Genomic DNA, 18,577 nt, shown 5'->3' on the forward strand with positions numbered 1-18,577 from the left:
CCGACCGATGTCGGCGAGCGGACAGGAATGACAGCTCAGGCGAGTGTCTTCAAGACCTGCGGCAGCGCTTCCTCGAACAGCGCCATATCAGCCTCAGGCCCGACGCTGACGCGGATGCAGCGATTGAGCGGCGCGACACCCGGCATGCGGATGAAGACGCCATGCTCGATAAGGCCATCGACGATCGCCCGCGCATAGGCGCCGTCGTGGCCGGTATCGATCGCCACGAAGTTCGTCGCCGACGCCAGCGGCTCAAGACCGTTCGCCCGGGCAATGCGGCCGATCCGCTCCCGCGCAGCATGGATCTTCCCGATCACTTCGGCCAGATAGGCCTGGTCCTTGAGCGCGGCCAACGCTGCGGCGGTCGCCAGCCGATTCATGCCGAAATGATTGCGGATCTTGTCGAAGGCCTGTGCCGTGCCTGAGGTCGAGATCACGTAGCCGGTGCGTGAGCCGGCAAGCCCATAGGCCTTGGAAAAGGTGCGGGTGCGGACGATGTTCGGCAGATTGATGAGCGAAGCGATCGACGGCAGCGAATTTGCCGGCCCCGTTTCGCTGTAGGCTTCGTCCAGCACCATCATCGTGGTCTCGGGCAGCGCCCGGGCGAAAGCGACGATGCTGTCGGCGTCCCACCAGCTTCCCATCGGATTGTCGGGATTGGCGAAATAGACGAGGGGCGCTTTCTCGCGCCTGACGGCATCGAGCAGCCCGTCGAGATCCTCGCGGTCGTTTGCGTAGGGGACGGTCACCAGGCGGCCGCCAAAACCGGCGACATGGAAATTGAATGTCGGATAGGCGCCGAGCGAGGTAACAACGGGCGCCCCCGGCTCTATCACCAGCCGGACGATCTGGCCGAGCAATTCGTCAATGCCGCCGGCGATGGCGATATTGGCGGACGTCACACCGAGATGCGCGCCAAGCGCTTCCCGCAGCGCGAAATTTTCCGGGTCGTTGTATTTCCAGATGTCGCGTGCCTCTTCGCGCATCGCGGCAAGCACGGAAGGGGCCGGGCCGAAGCCGTTCTCATTGGCGCCGATGCGCGCCAGAACGGCACGTCCGCGCTGGCGTTCGATGGCCTCAGGGCCGACGAAGGGAACTGTGGAGGGCAGGGCGCTGATGAGGGGCGTGAAGCGCGAGAAGGCGGACATGCGAAAGCGGTTTCCCGGACATGTTGAGATCAGGCGCAACAATAGGCCCGGGCACGGCCAAGGCAAGCAAGATTATTCCGCAACCACAGCAGCCCGGCGCGCCTGTTCAAACGCGGCAGGGACGGCGTAGCGCTTTGAATCGCCGCCAAATTTCGCCTTCGATCGACGACTTATGCGAGACTGGCCGCCGGCCTTGTCTCCCGAAACATCGGCGCACGCCGGGCGTCGATCGCTTCCATATTGCCGACAAGGAAATCGGCGCGCACGACGCGGCGCAGAACCTCGGGGTCCAGGAGGTTGATGAACCTCACGCCGATGCGTTCCTTATTGCGGTAGACCTCGGCACAGCCGATCCGATAGGCTAGTCCGAGAATGTTGAGATAATAATGTTTCGGCAGACCGGCGGTGGTCGAGACGATGAACGTCGCACCGCCCTGCGAAATGTCGATGATCTCGGCGCTTCGCATCGAGACTCCGGTGAGGCACGGCCGGACGGCGACGATACGGGCCGGGCGCTTGACGTTGAACTCTTCCCAGCGCAGGTCGTAAATGGCGGATTTGACCGTTGCAAGGTGTGTGGCGCGGAGCATAGTCATCTTACATTCTCCGTCAGGCAGGGCACAATTGGGGGTTCTTGCTCTGGAGCAAGCTGATCTTGCTTCAGCCACGGTCACATGAATGTTTTGCACATTCGTCAAATATAAAAAGACAATTTTAACGAGTTCAAATTTTGTTTCCATGCGGTACGCCGAATGTTCAGAATCGGAACGCAGGCTCTCCCGCCAAAATGCATTACGGATTGTTCCCCGACCGATTTCGGCGCAGTTTTCTCGAACTCTTTCAATGGTCGGGCGTTCTGCCTAAAGCATGTCGCGCAAAAGTGTCAGCGGTTTGCGATAACGACATGCGTAAAAACAAAAACCGAAAGCGCAAGGAGCGAATCTGAAAGATCGCGACGCGCTTTCGATCGATGAAGCAAGGCGCTTCGATGACGACAGCGAGGAGTTGAAGATGACCGACATCAGAATCCCCGGGAAATCATGGGTCGTAGTCTGCAATGGAGCCAAGGCGCTGATCATGCAGAATGCCGGCGATGCCCAGCTGATGAGCCTGACGGTGTTGGAAACGCTGACGCAGCCGAACGAGCCCGATCGTGAGCTCGGCAGCGACAAGCCTGGCCGCAGCCATGCCGCTGATGGATGGAGCCGCAGCGCTGTCGAAGAGACCAGCTGGCAGGAGCAGGCCGAAGCGCAATTTCTGAAACATGTGGCTGAGCGAATGGACGAGCTGACGCAGGCAAAGGATGCGCGCCGTATCGTCCTCATCGCGCCGCCGAAGGCGCTCGGCACCCTGCGGCCGGCGCTGAGCGCCGGGACGCAGGCGGCTATATTGGCGGAATTGGCGAAAGACTATACCAATCTGCCGATCGACGATATCGAGCGGCATCTCGCCGCGTGATGAAACCAACCGGTGAGCAAACGCGGGCCCGCTGGCCCGCGTTCTTGTTCGCTTCAGACCAACGGTCTCTCTCCGGCAAAGAGATCCTCATGATCGGCAAACAGTGTGGCCAGGCGATCGATGACCGTCCTGACTTCCGGCCTTTGCCGCTCGTCGTCATGCGCGACGATCCACACCTCGTAGGTCAATGCATCGATGACAGGCCCAGCTCGGACGAGCTTGCGCTCCTCGTCGCCGATGAAACAGGGCAACACGCCGCGGCCGGCGCCCCCTCGGATCAGGTAAAAGAGCATATGCGGCGTGTTCGTCCAGCTGGTGATCCAATAATCCGGCTGTTCGAAAGTCCACTTGTCCGCCGGTGTTATGGCGATATCTGTTCCGAGCGAGATCCAGTTACAATTGCTCTCGTCATAATCGGCTGCCTGATAAACCGCATGCGCTACCTTGACTGAACGGCGGATCGCGACGTTGCCGCCATCCGGCCGGCTGTGGCGAATGGCGATATGCGCCTCGCGATAGGTGAAATCGACGCTCGCGTCACAAGTCTTATAGCACATGCGAAAGCAGTCTTTCGGCGTCCAGACGCTGGCCAGGTGGTCGGCGATGAAGCGCGACGTCCAGCTGTCGACGACGGTCGACACAATCGGCAGCGTCAGCACTTCACCGCGCCAGTCGGAGATCGCCCGCGCCGCATCCTGCATCAGCCGGACGCGATCGAGCAACTCCTGGCCGTCCTTGGCAAGCAGGTAGCCTGTGGGGCCGCGGTTGAACAGCGACCGGCCGGTCAGCCGTTCGAGCCCCAGCATGCGCCGGCCGATCGTCGGCGCACTGAGCCCCGTCCGCGCCGCCGCCGCCGAAAGCCCGCCGCCGGTCGCGACATGGAAGAAAAGCTGCAGATCGTCCCAGCTCGCCTCTTTCATGGATGAAATCCCCCTTTCCTCCATGCCTCTACATAGCGAAGGCGTGAAGGCTTAGCTCAACTACTCCAGCAATAGATGGAGGATAGGCAATGCTTCTCAACTGGGTAGTTCTCTTCAACGAAGTCGCGTCCCGCAATTACCGGATGCGCCGCGATCCCATGGCCGATCCGCTCGATGGCCCGGAATGGCGCGGACTTCTCTGGATCATACCGATCATCGCGCATCTCTCAGCAAGAAGGGGCGAGACGAGGAGGCCGCGCCCCGATCGGGCGGCGATTGGAGGCGGCCTCAGTTTTCGAAGCTCAATCGCAGCACGTGGTGCAGGAATTCCGGATTGAGCAGCATGTTGAAGCTGATCGTCACCAGTTCTTCTTCGCGTTTGACCACGGTGGCGCCGATCTCGTCATGGATGCCGAGTATTTCGAGAAAGAAATGGCTCGGCATCTCGAGGCTCGGACTGACTTCGAGCACCGCGCCGGCAAGCGTGATCGTGCGAATCAGGCAGCGCACCTGGGTTCCGGTGCTGAGGTGATGGCCGACGAAGATGATATTGCCGGGCCTGTCGAGGTGAAACTCCCTGTAGGCACGTTCCGGCTTGGGGTGTTCTGTGTCGAGGTGCATCTGAAAGGCCCTTTTAGCCTCCGCTCATCATAAGCAGAGAATAATGCAAGAGTGCTGACGATTGCTGAAGATCGTCGTTAAGATTGAAGGCTGTTGCTGAGAAGCGCTGGAAATCGCATCGATTCCGGCCAGGTCTGCTCCAAATTCGCGCAATTCTGCGGGCAGTCGCGCCATTCTTGACATGCCGACGGCGATCGCGCATACAAAGCCCCGGTTCGAGGCACCGGCCGCTCGCGGATGAAAATCCATGGTGAAGCCCTCGTGATCATGGTCACGGCCCCTTGTGCATGCTGACTGACGGCAATGCGAGCTCCCATTTGCAGTCGAAGAGCATGCCTTGCGAAGGCTCACTCCATGACGACCTATCCCGGCATTGAAGAACTGAAGGCCCAGGCTAAGCGCTTGCGCCAGGCGATGAACGATCGCGGCACCGCGCTGACCCACGGTGCGGCCTTGGAAATGATCGCCCGCCAGCACGGCGCGCGTGACTGGAATACGCTTGCGGCTCTGGCGGCAAAACCCAATGCGGCTACGAAGACGCCGCTCTTCGTCGGCGCCCATATTCGCGGCCGCTATCTCAATCAGCCGTTCACGGGCGAAATTCTCTCGCTTTCGGCTCTGCCGGGCGGCCTCCACCGAATCAGCATCCATTTCGATGTAGCGGTTGACGTGGTCACCTTCGAGAGCTTTTCAGCCTTTCGTCGACGCGTGAGTGCACAGATCGATGCCGACGGCGTCTCCCCCAGGAAGACCTCGAACGGCGTGCCTCATTTGGTGCTCGATCTCTGATCGCTCCTCATCCTTTCCAGGCTGTCCGCATGCATGCGCTTGTTCAAGCCGCAGCGGATGTCGCCCGATATCGCAGGGATTTCTCCATGGCCGATCCTTCCAATGACAATGCCTTCCTCACCGGCTGGCTGCCGGGCGTATTCATCAGAACTGCGGCGCCGATCGTCGCGATCACCACTGTCAACGGCCTGTTTGCTGTCGTCGACGCCTATTTCCTGGGGGCCTATGTCGGCCCCGACGCCCTCTCAGCCGTCAGCCTGATCTTCCCGGGGCTTATGCTGCTGGTCGCCCTGCAATCGCTCGTCTCGAACGGCATGGGAAGCATCCTCGCCCGTCGGCTCGGTGCCGGCGATCGCCAGGGCGCGCGTCGGGTATTTTCCGGCGCCCATACGCTGGCGCTCGCCGTCATCGTGATTCTCATCATGGTCTACTGGACCCTCGGCGGGCGGATCATCGATGCCGGCGCCGCCGGCAACACCGCCGTGGCCGACGGCGCCATGCTCTTCATGGGCGCGATGATCGCCTCGACGCCGGTGAGTTTCTTCCTGTCGCTGCATCTCGACGGGCTGCGCTGTGAAGGCAGGATCGGGTTCATGACGGTGGTCACACTTTCGGCCTCACTGCTTAACATCCTCGCCAACTGGCTGTTCATGGCAGTGATGCATTGGGGCGTGGTCGGTTCGGCCGCAGGCTCCATCGCCTCGCAGTTCATCTGTCTCGTGGCCGTGCTCGTCTATCGCTGGCGCCGGCCGGCGACACTCAGGCCTTCTCCCGCATTCGCCCTTGTCGAGTGGCAGGCATCGTCGCCTTGGGCGCGCCGATGAGCCTCGGTTTCATCGGCATATCGCTTGCCTCGGCCGCGATTCTGGTCAACGTCTCGCTCTGGAGCACGCGTGAGTATACCGCCACCCTTGCCGCCTACGGCATTATCACCCGCATCCTGACCTTCACCTATCTGCCGCTGCTTGGCCTCAGCATCACACTGCAGACGATCGCCGGCAACAATCACGGCGCCGGCCTTGGGTTGCGCGTCGGCCGAAGCCTGCAGATCGCCATGCTCTCGGCACTCGTCTATTGCAGCCTGGTGGAGATCACGGTGGAATTGCTGGCCGGTCGCATCGGCGCCGTTTTCGTTGGCGATCCCGCCATTATCGCCGAGGTCAGGCGAATTCTGCCCTGGACGATCGGCGCCTATTTTCTCTTCGGGCAGATGCTGATCCTGTCGTCCTATTTTCAGTCGATCGGGGATGCGCCGCGCGCGGCGATCTTCGGTCTGTCGCGACCCTATCTTCTCACCCTGCCTCTCACCTTCCTGCTGCCCTTCGTCTTCGGCGAGCAGGGAATCTGGATGGTGCCTGTCTTTGCCGAGGCAGGCATGGTGGTGCTTGCCTTGCTGGTGCTGTCTGAGAATGCCAGACGCCGCGGCTGGCGATACGGGCTTCTGCCCGCCTGAGAGGCGGAGGCCGCGCCTTCCCGGCGCGGCCTCCGGCGATTGCCCCTATTCGTTGCCGCTCTGAGCGGCCGACGTCGACGCTTCCGCCTCGTTCAGTGCCTCGGCGCATTCCTGGCAGCAGACTTCGACGGTCCTGCCGCCGAGCTTGACGGTGATGATCTCGGCGCCGAGTTCGCAGTCGCAGGCAGCACATGTGGTCTTCTTCATCGGGTAATCCTCCATTGATCGTCCCTGGATCGGGACAGCGCCATAAGAGCATCGAAGACCGCGTCATCGCTGTCGAAAACTTTAGCGATGATCAACTCGGAAAAGCTCTACGGTCGGCGCCGCAGTTGCGCCGAGCGCTGAAATTCGGCCGGAGTCTGACCGAAGGCCTGTTTGAAAGAGGCGCTGAAATGACTGTGGCTGGAAAAACCGAGATCGAGGCCGAGTGAGGTCAGATCGTCATACTGGCCGAGCAGATCGAGCGCCCGGGCAAGCCGCAGCCTCAGCTGATAGCGATAGAGCGGCGTGGCCTCGACCTGCTGGAAGACCTGGGTGAGGTAAACAGGGGAAACGCCGACTTCCGAGGCGATTTCCGCAAGCGTCCAGCGTCGCGCGAGATCGGAGGAAAGCACCAGCTTTGCCCGGTCGACGAGTTTCTGCCGGCCGAGGCTGGCGCCGGCGGCGTGCGACGTGCGCTCGCCGAGCGAGCGGCGAACCAGCGTCAGGGCCAGCGTTTCCGCCTCGAGTGTTTCGGCGACGTTGCGCCTAAGACCGTGACGCAGCAGGGCGACCAGCGCCTGCGCGCGCGGGTCGATCCGCCGGCGCTGGCGGCGGAAGGAAAAGGCCGGGCCGGGCTGCGCCTGCTCCTTCGGCGCCAGCTCTTCCAGCATGGATTCGTCGATCGACAGGTCGATACAGGCATCGCCGCCCGCGATCGGATGACTGATCCGATAGCCCTGAGCGGCATTGAAGAACAACACCTGATTGGCTTCAGCCACTGTATCCGTGCGGCCGACATGGCGCATGAAGACGCCGCGATAGGGATAGACGAGGCTTGTCTTGTGAGCACATTCCTCGTCGCTCTTGTGGCGGCACTCGCCATTGCAGACGACGTCACGAATGGTGACGGTCTTCGTTTTCAGGAGCAGTGCTGTTGAAAACTGCAACATCGTATCATCCGGTTCAGGCAGGCAGCCCGACAAGGCTGCACAGGGGCACAGTAACACAGTGAGTTTGATGTTTCAGTAGCGGCTGTAAACGTGCACGTCGCTTTCTGTTTGCCCCCGGGAGAGGCCGACATCCTTCAACTGAGCGTCGGAAAGTTCCATCAGCGCATTGTAGTTGCGCCGTTCGCCGATCTTGCGCCCCAGCCAGCGGACCGCCGTGCCGACTGCAGAGAGAAGGCCGGGCCGGATGAGCCGCGAAGAGCGGATATTGCGGGCCGGTATCGTGAAATTCGAGCTATGCATGATGATCCTCCATCCTCATTGGATGGAGGCAGTGAACCATCATCGACGGTTTGGCGCTGTCAGATTATTTAGCGATCGAACGCGGCCTTTATACCTTCAGCAGCCATTCGTGCTCGGCGGCATTGTGGAATTTCCAGATCCGCTTCGGCCCAGCCATGACATTGAGATAATAGAGATCATAGCCATGCGTTGCCGCGCAGGGGTGATAACCCTTCGGCACCAGTGTCACGTCGCCGTCCTCGATCGCCATGGCCTCGTCGAGCGAGCGGTCGTCGGTGTAGACGCGCTGGAAACCGAAACCCTGCGGTGGATTAAGGCGATGGTAGTAAGTCTCTTCCAGGAAGCTCTCGTTCGGCAGGTCGTCCTGATCGTGCTTGTGCGGCGGATAGGAGGAGGTGTGGCCACCTGGCGTGATCACCTCGACGACGAGCAGGGAATGCGCCGAATTATCGTCCTCAGGCATGATGTTGTTGACGTAGCGCACATTCGTGCCCTTGCCGCGCGTCACCTGCGGATGCGTACCGGGCGGGATCGCCTTCGCCTGATAATCGCCGCCGCCGGGCGCCGAGCAGACGGCGAGTTCCAGATCAGTTTCCGCCGTGACCGACCAATTCGAACCCATCGGGATATAAAGCGCGTGCGGAGCCCCGTCGAAGGGGTTCATCCGATCGCCGAGCGTCCCGAAATCCTTCGCGCCGGCCGAAGCCTTGCCTTTGCCGCTGACCCAGACCAGGCACACCTCGCGCTCGCCGGTCTCTCCCGAAACAGTCTCGCCCGGTTTGATCCGGTGCAGATCGAACCCGACATAGGTCCAGCCGGCGCTTTCCGGGGTGACATGCGTGACGCAGCCATGCGTGCCTGATGGTTTCACCTTGAGGTTTGGCATTGGTGTTTCTCCTCGTATGTTGATAGGCGCAGCCCCCTCATCCGGCTCCCGGCACCTTCTTCCCGAGGGGAGAAGGTGTATGCCGCGCTGCCTCGTTTCCCCCTCTCCGCTGGGGGGCGAAGGACGGGTTGAGCCCCGTGGCTCAACCCCGGCAAAGGTGCCCGAAGGGCGGATGAGGGGGCTCCTTGCTCCGGCAGTTCGTTCAACCCATCACCGGTGGGGAGGGGCCTTCTTTCCGTTACCGCTTCGGGAAACCTTCCGTTTCCACCGTATAACCAGCCGCCGTCATCACGCGCATTAGTTCGGCATGGCCGATCTCGGCCATCTTCTGCGGCGGCGCCTTGCGCGGATCCTGTTCGGCCTCGACGACGAACCAGCCTTCATAGCCGTGGTCGGCGAAGCGCTGGACGATGGCGCCGAAATCGAGTGATCCATCGCCTGGCACTGTGAAGGCGCCGAGCGCTACGGCGTCGAGGAAGGATTGCCGGCTGCGATCGAGTCCGTCCACTACGGATTGGCGAATGTCCTTGACGTGGACGTGGTTGATGCGGGCGTGGTGATTGTCGATGGCGCGCAGCACATCGCCGCCGGCAAAGGCCAGATGCCCGGCGTCGAGCAGCAGCGGAATACCTTCGCCCGAATTGCGCATGAAGGCGTCAAGCTCCGGCTCGGTTTCGACGACGGCGGCCATGTGGTGGTGATAAGAGAGCGGCATGCCTTGCTCGGCGCACCATTCGCCGAATTCGGTGACGCGGCGCGCATAGGCCTTCATCTCGTCGTCGGTGAGGCGCGGCTTGGTGGCGAGCGGCTTGGAGCGGTCGCCCTGTATGGAGCGGCCGACTTCGCCATAGACGATGCAGGGCGCATTGACCGCCTTGAAAAGCTCGATCATCGGCGCGATGCGGTCCTTGTTGGCGGCAAGCTCCTCATTGACAAGCGTGCCGGAGAACCAGCCGCCGCAGAGCGTCACGTCGGCGGCGCGCAGGATGGGCAGCATCTCCTCCGGGTTGCTGGGGAAACGGCGGCCTTGCTCCATGCCGGTGAAACCGGCACTGCGCGATTGCCGCAGGCATTCTTCAAGCGACACATCGTCGCTAAGCTCAGGAAGGTCGTCGTTCCACCATGCGATGGGCGACATGCCGAGTTTGGCCTTCATCAATATTCTCCTTGAAGACATTGCGGAGGAGCGGGTCCGCTCCTCCGGAAAAATGGGGCTAAACCTGTTCAGCCGATGCGCTGGGAGCCGCGGGCTTCGACATAACCCCTGCGCGCCTTGTTGACTTCTTCGCGCGGGCTGACTTCCGGCACCGCGACATCCCACCAATGGCCGCCGGCCTCAGTGGTGATCAAGGGATCAGTGTCGATGACGAAGACGGACGTACGATCATTCTTCCTCGAATCGACGATCGCCTGCTCGAGTTCGGCGATGGAGCTGACCTTGACGGCGATCGCGCCCATGCTTTCGGCATGCGCGCGGAAATCGATCTCCGGCATCACCTCGTGATAGGAGTCCTTCAGCAGATTGTTGAAGTTGGCGCCACCGGTCCCCATTTGCAACCGGTTGATGCAACCATAACCGCGATTGTCGAGCATGACGATATTGATCTTGAGGCCGAGCATGACCGAGGTCGCGATCTCGGAGTTCATCATCATGTAGGAACCGTCGCCGACCATGACGACGACATCCCGTTCGGGGCGCGCCATCTTGGCGCCGAGCCCGCCGGCGATCTCGTAGCCCATGCAGGAGAAGCCGTATTCCATATGATAACTGCCGGGCGCCGTCGCCGGCCAGAGCTTGTGCAACTCGCCGGGCAGACCGCCTGCGGCGCAAAGCACTGTCGTGTTCTCGCCGCCGAGAGTGCGCGCCACCGCGCCGATCACCTGCGCATCGGAGGGCAGGGCGGTGTTGGTCGCCGCCATCGCCTTGGTGGCAGCCTCCATCCAGAGTTTCTTTTCCGCAACTGCCTTCTCGCTAAGCGCTGCCGGCGCCTTCCAGCCGGAAAGCCCTGCCGAAAGCGCCTTCAGCCCTTCGCGGGCATCGGCCACCACAGGGTGGCTGTCGTGCTTCACCGCGTCATAGGCGGCGATGTTGAGGCCGACCATCTTCACGTTGTCGTTCTTGAAGAGCGCCCAGGAGCCGGTCGTGAAATCCTGGCAGCGCGTGCCGACGGCGATGACGAGATCCGTCTCTTCGGCGATCGCGTTCGCCGCCGATGTGCCGGTGACGCCGACCGAGCCGAGCGCCAGCGGATGGGTCTCGTTGATCGACGACTTGCCGGCCTGAGTGACGACGACGGGAATGGCGTGGCTTTCGGCAAAGGCCGCGAGTTCCTTCGTTGCCTGCGAATAGAGCACGCCGCCGCCGGCAACGATCACCGGCTTCTCTGATGCCTTGATAAGGGCGATGGCATTTGCCAGTTCGTCGGCATCCGGCTGCGGCCGGCGGGTCGTCCAGACTTTTTCTTCGAACAGGCTTTCCGGATAATCGAAGGCCTCGGCCTGAACGTCCTGGCAGAGCGACAGCGTCACCGGGCCGCAATCGAGCGGATCGGTCAGCACCTGCATGGCCCGCTTTAGCGCGGTGATGATCTGCTCCGGCCGGGTGATCCGGTCGAAGTAACGCGAAACCGGGCGGAAGGCATCATTGGCCGACACGGTGCCGTCGCCGAAATCCTCGATCTGCTGCAGCACCGGATCCGGCGCGCGGTTGGCGAAGACGTCGCCAGGCAGGAAGAGAACGGGAATGCGGTTGACATGGGCGACACCCGCGGCCGTCACCATGTTCAGCGCGCCGGGGCCGATCGAGGTCGTGCAGGCCATGAAGCGCGTGCGGAAATTTGCCTTGGCATAGGCGATCGCGGCATGCGCCATGCCCTGTTCGTTATGAGCGCGGTAGGTCGTCAATTCCCCGCGCACCTGATAGAGAGCCTCGCCGATGCCGGCGACGTTGCCGTGGCCGAAGATCGCCCAGACGCCGCCGAAGATCGGCACCTTTTTGCCGTCGACAACAGTCATCTGTACTTTCAGGAAATGCGCGATGGCCTGCGCCATCGTCAACCGTATCGTCTTGCCCATCGGGGCCTCCCGAACTTTTAACTTTTTGTCTGGTTTCCCCTCCCCAACCCCTTCCCACAAGGGAAGGGCTAACTCGTGGGGGCTCGCCGCATTTCACCGCAACGTTGCGTCCGCAAGAGAGCTCGTTTGTGGCGTGAAGCGTTTCCTCAAGTTAAGTCCCTCCCCCTCGTGGGGAGGGGTTGGGGAGGGGTCTAATTCTCAGTGAAGCCCGCGCGTCTGAAGCCAGGCCTCTGTCAATTGCCGGAAACGGCCGGCCATGTCGGCGATTGCCGCCTCGTCGTTTATTTCGCCGGAGAGCCAGGCGCGCGCCGGATCGGCAAAGATCGTCCGGCCGACGGCGAAGCCCTTCACCGAGGGAGCCGCCAGCGTCGCCTCGAAACAGGAGATCAGTTCCTCTGCGGGCGCTTCGAGCCCGAGAAGCACGATACCACGGCACCATGGATCATTTTTGGCGATCACCGCATCGATCTTCTTCCAGGCTTCGCCGGAAGCCTGCGGCTCCAGCTTCCACCAGTCCGGCTTGATGCCGAGCGCGTAGAGTTCCTCCAGCGCGGTGGCGATCGTATCGTCCGTGAGCGGGCCGTTCTTGCCGGCGATGATTTCCACCAGCAGCTCGCGACCGACTTTGCGCGCGGCCTCGAAAAGCGTGCGCAGCTTCTCCTGCTGCTCCGTCTTCAATTCGGCCGGATCGTCGGGGTGGTAGAAGCACAGGCACTTGATGCAATGGTCGAGCGGCCATTCGACAAGCTGCGAGCCGATATCCTGGCTGAATTCGAAGCGCAGCGGCTTCGAGCCCGGCAGTTCGACAGGCCGGCCGATCCAGGAGAAATTCTTCGTCGCCGCATCGAAGAATGCGTCGCGGCCGAAACGTTCATCGATCAGCATGCCGTAGCCCTCGCGGCCGTTCGAAACGCGAGCGGCGGCTTCGACGGCGAGCCGCTTGAAGGCGACGATCTTGTCATGGCCGACGCCGAGTTCATCGGCGACGCTGACAAGCTGCGAGCGGTGGTCGATCGCCAGCGCCATCAGAAGCGGGATTTCGCCGCGCCGGGTCGATGCCCAATGGATATGGTTGATCGCCTCGTCCTTGCGCAGCGCCCGATGTTTGCTGCCGGTCTTCAGGAAGAAGTCGAGTTCCGCCCAGGTCGGATATTCGGGCGAGCAGAGCAGTCGGGAGACGGCGAAGGCGCCGCAGGCATTGGCCCAGGTGGCGCAGGTCTTCAGCGGCTCATCGCGCAGGAAGCCGCGCAGGAAGCCGGACATGAAGGCGTCGCCGGCGCCGAGCACGTTGTACACCTCGATCGGGAAGCCCTGGCCGACGATGCCGGCTTCGAGGTCGTCGGCGATCGGCCCGTCATAAACGATGCAGCCCATCGCGCCGCGCTTGAGCACGATGGTCGCCGGCGTCAGCCGTCGGATCTCCTTCAGCGCGCCGAGTACGTCGTCCGCGCCCGACGCGATGAGGATTTCTTCTTCAGTGCCGACGATGAGATCGCAATCCGGCAGCGTCTCCTTCATCTTCGAAGAGACGCGGTCGGACTTCACGTAGCGCTCGAAGCCTTCCGCATGGCCGGCAAGGCCCCAGAGATTCGGCCGGTAGTCGATGTCGAAGATCACCTTGCGGCCGTTCTCCTTGGCGATGCGGATCGCCTTGCGCTGCGCGGCCTCGGTGTTGGGCCGCGAAAAATGCGTGCCGGAAACGAGAACGGCGCGCGACGACTTGATGAAGTTCTCGTCGATATCGCCTTCCTCGAGCGCCATGTCGGCGCAGTCGGAGCGATAGAAGATCATCGGCGACACGCCTTCGGCCTCGACCGCAAGCAGCACCAGCGCTGTCAGCCGTTCCTTGTCGGTGACGATGCCGTCCGTCGCCACACCTTCCCGCGCCGCCTGCTCACGGATGAAGCGTCCCATCTGCTCGTCGCCGACGCGGGTGATGAGCCCGGACTTGAGGCCGAGCCGCGCCGTGCCGATGGCGATATTGGACGGGCAGCCCCCGACGGATTTGGCGAAAGAGGCGATATCCTCCAGTCGCGAACCGATCTGCTGGCCGTAAAGATCGACCGAGGAGCGGCCGATGGTGATTACATCAAGCGCCGGCTCCGGCTGTAATCCCGGATTCGATTGTATCATGATGTCCTCCCGCTAGATTTTGCGCGGCTTCCAGTGCCTGCGAATTTTTAATAATGAAACATCGGTTCCGATATTTTGTCAATTCGGAATGTTTATTCCATTTTGGCTTTTACAGCTTTTGAATGCTGACGTTTTCGACGCCGTTCGGCGATGGCGACCGGCAGCGCCATGGTCAGCGCCATCGAGGCCGACAGCGAGCGGAAGCCGGCAAAATCGGCCTCCGCCACTTCGAACCAGTGCGTGGCGCAGGCAGCGAGGGGCGAGAAGGCCGAATCGGTAATGGCGATGACGGGGACGCCACGGTCGGCAAGTTCCTGGCTCTGGCTGAGGCTGTCGGCCGCGTAAGGCGAAAAGCTCGCCGCGATCGCCGCATCCCTGGGTGTTGCGAACTGCACCATCTCAGGGTCGACTCCGTTCGGCGAGGCGACGATCTGATGGCGGATATTGAGCTTGGAAAAAGCGTAGGTCATGTGCGCCGTCAGCGGGTAGGAGCGCCGTTTGGCGATCAGATAGATCGTGTCGGCGCCGGCAAGGAGATTGACTGCCTTCGTGAACGTATCGCTCTGCACCGTCGCCGCCAGCCGGTTGACCGATTGGCTGGCCGCCGCAATGAAGCCGGAGAGCAGATTGGCGTCTTCGTCGTCGCCGCTCGTTTGCTCCAGCGTGACGAGCCGCTCTTCATAGCTCAGCGTCCGGTCGCGCAGCCGTTCGCGGAAGATGCTCTGCAGATCGGAAAAGCCTCCATAACCGAGATGATGCGCGAGGCGTACCAGCGTCGAGGGCTGGACGTCGGAGGCGGCCGCGATGCTCGCCGTCGTGCCAAAGGCGATTTCATCGGGATTGCCGAGCGCGAAGGCGGCGACCTGCGCCAGCCGCTTCGGCATGTTCGCCTTGCGCTCGATGATGGTGCTGCGCAGGCTTTCGAAATCGCGCGGCACGCGCGCGTGCCTTTGGGGATCATTATCCATGCTTGCGGCTCACCGGATGAAACAAATATTCCATATTGCCGAGCATAGACGATTTCGAACGGCGCGCCTAATTGTTTTTAATCGCCTGTAATTGAAGGGTTTTGTACAATCGCACCGATAGAATGAAGGCCATATGCCTGCCAACGGTCTCTTGCCAAAATGATCCAGATATTCCAAAAATCCGCGCACACTTCTGGAGGAGATGGAAAATGAAGCCACTTGGCATCGGTTTGATCGGCACCGGTTATATGGGCAAGTGCCATGCACTGGCCTGGAATGCGGTGAAGACCGTGTTCGGCGATGTCGAGCGTCCGCGGCTCGTGCACCTGGCTGAAGCCAATGCCGGGCTTGCCGAGGCCCGTGCCGGTGAGTTCGGCTTCGAAAAGGCAACGGCAGACTGGCGGGCGCTGATCGCCGATCCCGAGGTCGACGTCGTTTCCGTCACCACGCCCAATCAGTTCCATGCCCAAATGGCGGTCGCTGCCCTGGAAGCCGGCAAACATGTCTGGTGTGAGAAGCCGATGGCGCCCGCCTATGCCGATGCCGAGCGCATGCTGGCGACGGCGGAGCGGTCCGGCAAGATTGCCGCTCTCGGCTATAATTACATTCAGAATCCCGTCATGCGGCACATCAGGAAGCTTGTCGGCGACGGCGCCCTCGGTACGGTCAACCATGTCCGCGTCGAAATGGACGAGGATTTCATGGCTGATCCCGACGTCTTCTTCTATTGGAAAAGCGAGCTTTCCGCCGGCTATGGTGCACTTGACGATTTCGCCGTGCACCCGCTGTCGTTGCTCTGGTATCTTTTCGGCCATGTCGAGGCCGTCATAACGGATATGGTGAAGCCCTATGCCGACCGTCCGCTCAGCGAGGGTGGCCGCCGCGCCGTCGAAAATCACGATGCCGCCAACGTGCTGATGCGCTTCGGCGGCGGCATCTCCGCTGTGTTGATGGCGAATCGCGCCGCCTGGGGTCGCAAGGGGCGCATCGCCCTGCAGATTTACGGCTCGAAAGGCTCGATCCTCTACGACCAGGAGCGCATGAACGAGTTCGAACTCTATCAGGCAGAAGGGCCGGGTTCGGAGCAGGGCTTTCGCAAGATACTGGCGGCGCCTGCCCATCGGCCCTATGATCGCTTCATCCCGGCTTCTGGCCATGGCCTCGGCTTCAACGATCTGAAGATCATCGAGTGCCGCGAGCTGATCCGGGCAATATCAGGCGAGCCGTCGTCGATCGTGACATTTAAAGACGGTCTCAGGATAGAAAAGTCGGTGCATGCCATGGCACAGTCCTTCCACGAGCGTCGCTGGATCGAAATCGGCTGAATGTAAGAAGCCGCTTTCCGTTGACGGCGCATAGGGCAGGGGATAGGCCTTGGCGTAAGTGTCGAGCCTAGTTTCAGGAGTGAGATCGTGACGGATAGAGTGGTGATCATCGGCGCGGGACAGGCGGGTTTCGCCTTGGCGGCCAAACTGCGTGCTTTGAAGGATACGCGCCCGATCACGCTCATCGGCGCCGAAGATGTAGCCCCCTATCAGCGCCCGCCGCTTTCGAAGAAATATCTGCTCGGCGAAATGAGCTTCGATCGCCTGCTGTTCCGCCCGGAACACTGGTATGCCGACAACGACGTCGATCTTCGCCTTTCGACCTGGGCCGAACAGATCGAGCGGGACAGCAAGCAAGTTCTGCTGCAGGACGGCTCCGTTCTCGACTATGGTACGCTGGTGCTCGCCACCGGCTCGACGCCGCGCCGGCTGCCGGCAGCAATCGGCGGTGATCTCGAAGGCGTCTATGTCGCCCGCGACAAGCGCGACGCCGATCTGCTGGCCGATGAAATGCGCCCCGGTCGTCGCGTCCTCATCATCGGCGGCGGTTACATCGGCCTCGAGGCTGCGGCCGTCGCGCGCCATCGTGGCCTCGAGGTCACGGTCATCGAAATGGCCGATCGAATCCTGCAGCGTGTCGCGGCGAAGGAAACGGCCGACCTCATGCGCGCCATTCACGAGAGCCACGACGTGGTGATCCGCGAGAAGACCGGCCTGAAGCATTTGATCGGCAAGAATGGCCGCGTCTCCGGCGCCGCCCTTTCCGACGACTCGGTCATCGATGTCGATTTCGTCGTCGTTGGCATCGGCGTCGTGCCGAACGATCAGCTTGCCAAGGAAGCCGGTCTCGAAGTCGCCAATGGCATCCTTGTCGATGAATTCGCCCGCACCTCCGATCCGGCGATTTTTGCGGCCGGCGATTGCGCCGCACTTCCATGGCAGGGTGGGCGCATCAGGCTCGAATCGGTGCAGAACGCTGTCGACCAGGCTGAAGCTGCGGCAGCCGTCATCGCTGGTGGCGACGAGCCCTATGAGCCGAAACCGTGGTTCTGGTCCGACCAGTACGACGTCAAGCTGCAGATCGCCGGCTTCAATCTCGGCTATGACGACACGCTTTTGCGTCCGGGCGCCCGCGAAGGGGCTCACTCGATCTGGTACTTCAGGGAAGGCCGGCTGATCGCTGTCGACGCGATCAATGACGCGAAGGCCTATGTGACCGGCAAAAAACTGCTGGAATCTGGCACTAACCCCAATCGAGCGATCCTCGCCGACCCCTCAGCCGATCTGAAGAGCCTATTGAGCTGAGTCCGCGAGCGCGCGCGCCGCAAGGCGTGTGCGCCTGAAGGATTGATCGGCCGAGCTTTTGGAGGCGGGCGCAGACGAGCGATTGTTCTCGTCTGGCCGTAAAAAGCCGAAAGGCCGCCGCTGCATTTCTTCTGGTGAAAACTCAAAAAACCCTTGCATTCACAGACCGCTCACCCTAGTTAGGCGGCACCGGAGAGGTGGCCGAGTGGTCGAAGGCGCTCCCCTGCTAAGGGAGTATACGTCAAAAGCGTATCGTGGGTTCGAATCCCATCTTCTCCGCCATTTCGATTTCCGCAGCGCATCCAAGTCTTATCTTCTGCTGGCGAATCACGGCCGCTTAGTCGGCTATCGCCCCCAAGTCGCGCGAGGGAGAATCGTTTCGTCTCGACGAGAGAGAATCGTCGGCGGGAATCACGTTTTGCTCTTCTGCCTCAGGCAGCGCCGATAGCGGATCCGTGAACGTGCGGTTACGCTTTCGGGAGCTGCCATCTCTCCCGCAACTGCCGGATCTTGTCAAAAAGGTGTCGCGAATGCGTCGGAAGGCGCTTGTCCAGTTCTTTGTCGATTTCCGCTAAGCAGCCGCAAAACCAGGCTTTTCTTAACAAAGCATAAAGGAAATCGGGGCCGGTTGCCCGACTTGTGTCCTTTCGGCAACAGAATGTCGGGAAGGCTCCCGCAAACCACCCATTCGAGTAAGTTGGTGATTGCGTGACGGTCGCCGTCTTGTATTTTCACCCTCGGAAGCAAGGGCGACGGATCGTCCACTTCTTGAAACACGGGGATGGGGCAGGGAACGCTGCTCAGCGAAAGATCCCAAACCCGATCGAAACTTTGAATTGGAGGTCATTTATGAACATCAAGAGCCTTCTTCTCGGCTCCGCTGCTGCTCTCGCAGTAGTTTCCGGTGCTCAGGCTGCTGACGCTATTGTTGCTGCCGAGCCGGAACCGGTTGAATATGTTCGCGTCTGCGACGCTTACGGCACCGGCTACTTCTACATCCCCGGCACCGAAACTTGCCTCAAGATCGAAGGCTACATCCGTT

Annotated in this window: 19 protein-coding genes, 1 tRNA gene and 1 pseudogene; 8 read left to right on the forward strand and 13 right to left on the reverse strand. The window is 61.5% G+C overall.

All coding sequences use genetic code 11. The annotated features are described in order from the left end of the window. Window positions 1-35: 35 nt before the first annotated feature. Window positions 36-1,148 carry a pyridoxal phosphate-dependent aminotransferase gene (locus HJB91_RS27790; protein WP_210628535.1) on the reverse strand — a complete coding sequence of 371 codons (1,113 nt, stop codon included), beginning with the start codon at window positions 1,146-1,148 and terminating at the stop codon, window positions 36-38. Window positions 1,149-1,318: 170 nt separating this feature from the next. Next, entirely contained in the window at window positions 1,319-1,744 is a 426-nt protein-coding gene (locus tag HJB91_RS27795) for a PilZ domain-containing protein (protein WP_184453433.1), read from the reverse strand. Window positions 1,745-2,159: 415 nt separating this feature from the next. On the opposite strand from HJB91_RS27795, the gene HJB91_RS27800 reads away from it, so the two are divergent. After that, entirely contained in the window at window positions 2,160-2,606 is a 447-nt protein-coding gene (locus HJB91_RS27800) for a host attachment protein (RefSeq protein WP_210628534.1), read from the forward strand. A 53-nt stretch (window positions 2,607-2,659) separates the two neighbouring features. Here HJB91_RS27800 and HJB91_RS27805 read toward each other — a convergent pair whose 3' ends face one another. Further along, entirely contained in the window at window positions 2,660-3,526 is an 867-nt protein-coding gene (locus tag HJB91_RS27805) for a LysR family transcriptional regulator (RefSeq protein WP_221147735.1), read from the reverse strand. Window positions 3,527-3,615: 89 nt separating this feature from the next. Here HJB91_RS27805 and HJB91_RS30950 point away from each other — a divergent pair, with 89 nt between their 5' ends. Continuing rightward, window positions 3,616-3,864, forward strand: coding sequence for a hypothetical protein (locus HJB91_RS30950; RefSeq protein ID WP_247241666.1), 249 nt, complete (start codon window positions 3,616-3,618; stop codon window positions 3,862-3,864). On the opposite strand, the gene HJB91_RS27810 is transcribed toward HJB91_RS30950, so the two are convergent. Together HJB91_RS27810 and HJB91_RS27815 are read right to left on the reverse strand one after the other, a co-directional pair. Then, the gene (locus HJB91_RS27810; RefSeq protein WP_210628532.1) at window positions 3,815-4,147 is read right to left on the reverse strand and encodes a hypothetical protein; all 333 of its coding nucleotides are present in this window, start codon (window positions 4,145-4,147) and stop codon (window positions 3,815-3,817) included. The genes HJB91_RS30950 and HJB91_RS27810 overlap by 50 nt on opposite strands. 27 nt (window positions 4,148-4,174) lie before the next feature. Next, window positions 4,175-4,396: a hypothetical protein gene (locus tag HJB91_RS27815; protein ID WP_221156509.1), complete on the reverse strand. Its 222-nt coding sequence runs from the start codon at window positions 4,394-4,396 to the stop codon at window positions 4,175-4,177. Window positions 4,397-4,501: 105 nt separating this feature from the next. On the opposite strand from HJB91_RS27815, the gene HJB91_RS27820 reads away from it, so the two are divergent. Together HJB91_RS27820 and HJB91_RS27825 are read left to right on the forward strand one after the other, a co-directional pair. Beyond that, on the forward strand, window positions 4,502-4,936 hold the full coding sequence (locus HJB91_RS27820) for a glyoxalase superfamily protein (RefSeq protein WP_210628530.1): 435 nt from the start codon (window positions 4,502-4,504) through the stop codon (window positions 4,934-4,936). Between the two features lie 86 nt (window positions 4,937-5,022). Beyond that, window positions 5,023-6,389, forward strand: a pseudogene (locus HJB91_RS27825) (MATE family efflux transporter). A gap of 45 nt (window positions 6,390-6,434) precedes the next feature. Here HJB91_RS27825 and HJB91_RS27830 read toward each other — a convergent pair. The 8 genes from HJB91_RS27830 to HJB91_RS27865 form a co-directional block, all read right to left on the reverse strand. Continuing rightward, the gene (locus HJB91_RS27830; protein ID WP_210628528.1) at window positions 6,435-6,596 is read right to left on the reverse strand and encodes a hypothetical protein; all 162 of its coding nucleotides are present in this window, start codon (window positions 6,594-6,596) and stop codon (window positions 6,435-6,437) included. Between the two features lie 107 nt (window positions 6,597-6,703). Beyond that, window positions 6,704-7,543 (reverse strand): helix-turn-helix transcriptional regulator, encoded by an 840-nt coding sequence (locus HJB91_RS27835; RefSeq protein ID WP_210628527.1) that lies wholly within the window; start codon window positions 7,541-7,543, stop codon window positions 6,704-6,706. 72 nt (window positions 7,544-7,615) lie between these two features. Then, entirely contained in the window at window positions 7,616-7,843 is a 228-nt protein-coding gene (locus HJB91_RS27840) for a DUF1127 domain-containing protein (RefSeq protein WP_210628526.1), read from the reverse strand. A gap of 88 nt (window positions 7,844-7,931) precedes the next feature. Further along, window positions 7,932-8,729, reverse strand: coding sequence for a 5-deoxy-glucuronate isomerase (gene iolB, locus HJB91_RS27845; protein WP_210628525.1), 798 nt, complete (start codon window positions 8,727-8,729; stop codon window positions 7,932-7,934). Between the two features lie 238 nt (window positions 8,730-8,967). Further along, the gene (gene iolE, locus HJB91_RS27850; protein WP_210628524.1) at window positions 8,968-9,885 is read right to left on the reverse strand and encodes a myo-inosose-2 dehydratase; all 918 of its coding nucleotides are present in this window, start codon (window positions 9,883-9,885) and stop codon (window positions 8,968-8,970) included. A gap of 68 nt (window positions 9,886-9,953) precedes the next feature. Then, complete coding sequence (iolD, locus tag HJB91_RS27855) at window positions 9,954-11,804, reverse strand: 3D-(3,5/4)-trihydroxycyclohexane-1,2-dione acylhydrolase (decyclizing) (protein ID WP_221147731.1); 1,851 nt, start codon at window positions 11,802-11,804, stop codon at window positions 9,954-9,956. 198 nt (window positions 11,805-12,002) lie between these two features. Then, window positions 12,003-13,937: a bifunctional 5-dehydro-2-deoxygluconokinase/5-dehydro-2-deoxyphosphogluconate aldolase gene (gene iolC, locus HJB91_RS27860; RefSeq protein WP_210628522.1), complete on the reverse strand. Its 1,935-nt coding sequence runs from the start codon at window positions 13,935-13,937 to the stop codon at window positions 12,003-12,005. 92 nt (window positions 13,938-14,029) lie between these two features. Continuing rightward, entirely contained in the window at window positions 14,030-14,905 is an 876-nt protein-coding gene (locus tag HJB91_RS27865) for a MurR/RpiR family transcriptional regulator (protein WP_210628521.1), read from the reverse strand. Between the two features lie 209 nt (window positions 14,906-15,114). Between HJB91_RS27865 and HJB91_RS27870 the strand changes: the two genes are divergently transcribed. The 4 genes from HJB91_RS27870 to HJB91_RS27885 form a co-directional block, all read left to right on the forward strand. Further along, window positions 15,115-16,230: a Gfo/Idh/MocA family protein gene (locus HJB91_RS27870; protein ID WP_221156512.1), complete on the forward strand. Its 1,116-nt coding sequence runs from the start codon at window positions 15,115-15,117 to the stop codon at window positions 16,228-16,230. Between the two features lie 87 nt (window positions 16,231-16,317). After that, the gene (locus HJB91_RS27875; RefSeq protein ID WP_210628519.1) at window positions 16,318-17,535 is read left to right on the forward strand and encodes an NAD(P)/FAD-dependent oxidoreductase; all 1,218 of its coding nucleotides are present in this window, start codon (window positions 16,318-16,320) and stop codon (window positions 17,533-17,535) included. Between the two features lie 191 nt (window positions 17,536-17,726). After that, a tRNA-Ser gene (locus tag HJB91_RS27880) sits at window positions 17,727-17,817 on the forward strand. 567 nt (window positions 17,818-18,384) lie between these two features. After that, on the forward strand, window positions 18,385-18,577 hold a 193-nt coding region (locus tag HJB91_RS27885), incomplete at its 3' end, for a porin (RefSeq protein WP_221094610.1).

Source organism: Rhizobium sp. NLR10b, from assembly GCF_019685435.1.
Taxonomy (GTDB): Bacteria; Pseudomonadota; Alphaproteobacteria; order Rhizobiales; family Rhizobiaceae; genus Rhizobium.

Excerpts from the sequence above, each read along its gene's own strand:
- HJB91_RS27790 (WP_210628535.1), bottom strand. The coding sequence starts at position 1,148 with ATGTCCGCCTTCTCGCGCTTCACGCCCCTCATCAGCGCCCTGCCCTCC.
- HJB91_RS27795 (WP_184453433.1), bottom strand. The coding sequence starts at position 1,744 with ATGACTATGCTCCGCGCCACACACCTTGCAACGGTCAAATCCGCCATT.
- HJB91_RS27800 (WP_210628534.1), top strand. The coding sequence starts at position 2,160 with ATGACCGACATCAGAATCCCCGGGAAATCATGGGTCGTAGTCTGCAAT.
- HJB91_RS27805 (WP_221147735.1), bottom strand. The coding sequence starts at position 3,526 with ATGAAAGAGGCGAGCTGGGACGATCTGCAGCTTTTCTTCCATGTCGCG.
- HJB91_RS30950 (WP_247241666.1), top strand. The coding sequence starts at position 3,616 with ATGCTTCTCAACTGGGTAGTTCTCTTCAACGAAGTCGCGTCCCGCAAT.
- HJB91_RS27810 (WP_210628532.1), bottom strand. The coding sequence starts at position 4,147 with ATGCACCTCGACACAGAACACCCCAAGCCGGAACGTGCCTACAGGGAG.
- HJB91_RS27815 (WP_221156509.1), bottom strand. The coding sequence starts at position 4,396 with ATGGATTTTCATCCGCGAGCGGCCGGTGCCTCGAACCGGGGCTTTGTA.
- HJB91_RS27820 (WP_210628530.1), top strand. The coding sequence starts at position 4,502 with ATGACGACCTATCCCGGCATTGAAGAACTGAAGGCCCAGGCTAAGCGC.
- HJB91_RS27830 (WP_210628528.1), bottom strand. The coding sequence starts at position 6,596 with ATGAAGAAGACCACATGTGCTGCCTGCGACTGCGAACTCGGCGCCGAG.
- HJB91_RS27835 (WP_210628527.1), bottom strand. The coding sequence starts at position 7,543 with ATGTTGCAGTTTTCAACAGCACTGCTCCTGAAAACGAAGACCGTCACC.
- HJB91_RS27840 (WP_210628526.1), bottom strand. The coding sequence starts at position 7,843 with ATGCATAGCTCGAATTTCACGATACCGGCCCGCAATATCCGCTCTTCG.
- iolB (WP_210628525.1), bottom strand. The coding sequence starts at position 8,729 with ATGCCAAACCTCAAGGTGAAACCATCAGGCACGCATGGCTGCGTCACG.
- iolE (WP_210628524.1), bottom strand. The coding sequence starts at position 9,885 with ATGAAGGCCAAACTCGGCATGTCGCCCATCGCATGGTGGAACGACGAC.
- iolD (WP_221147731.1), bottom strand. The coding sequence starts at position 11,804 with ATGGGCAAGACGATACGGTTGACGATGGCGCAGGCCATCGCGCATTTC.
- iolC (WP_210628522.1), bottom strand. The coding sequence starts at position 13,937 with ATGATACAATCGAATCCGGGATTACAGCCGGAGCCGGCGCTTGATGTA.
- HJB91_RS27865 (WP_210628521.1), bottom strand. The coding sequence starts at position 14,905 with ATGGATAATGATCCCCAAAGGCACGCGCGCGTGCCGCGCGATTTCGAA.
- HJB91_RS27870 (WP_221156512.1), top strand. The coding sequence starts at position 15,115 with ATGAAGCCACTTGGCATCGGTTTGATCGGCACCGGTTATATGGGCAAG.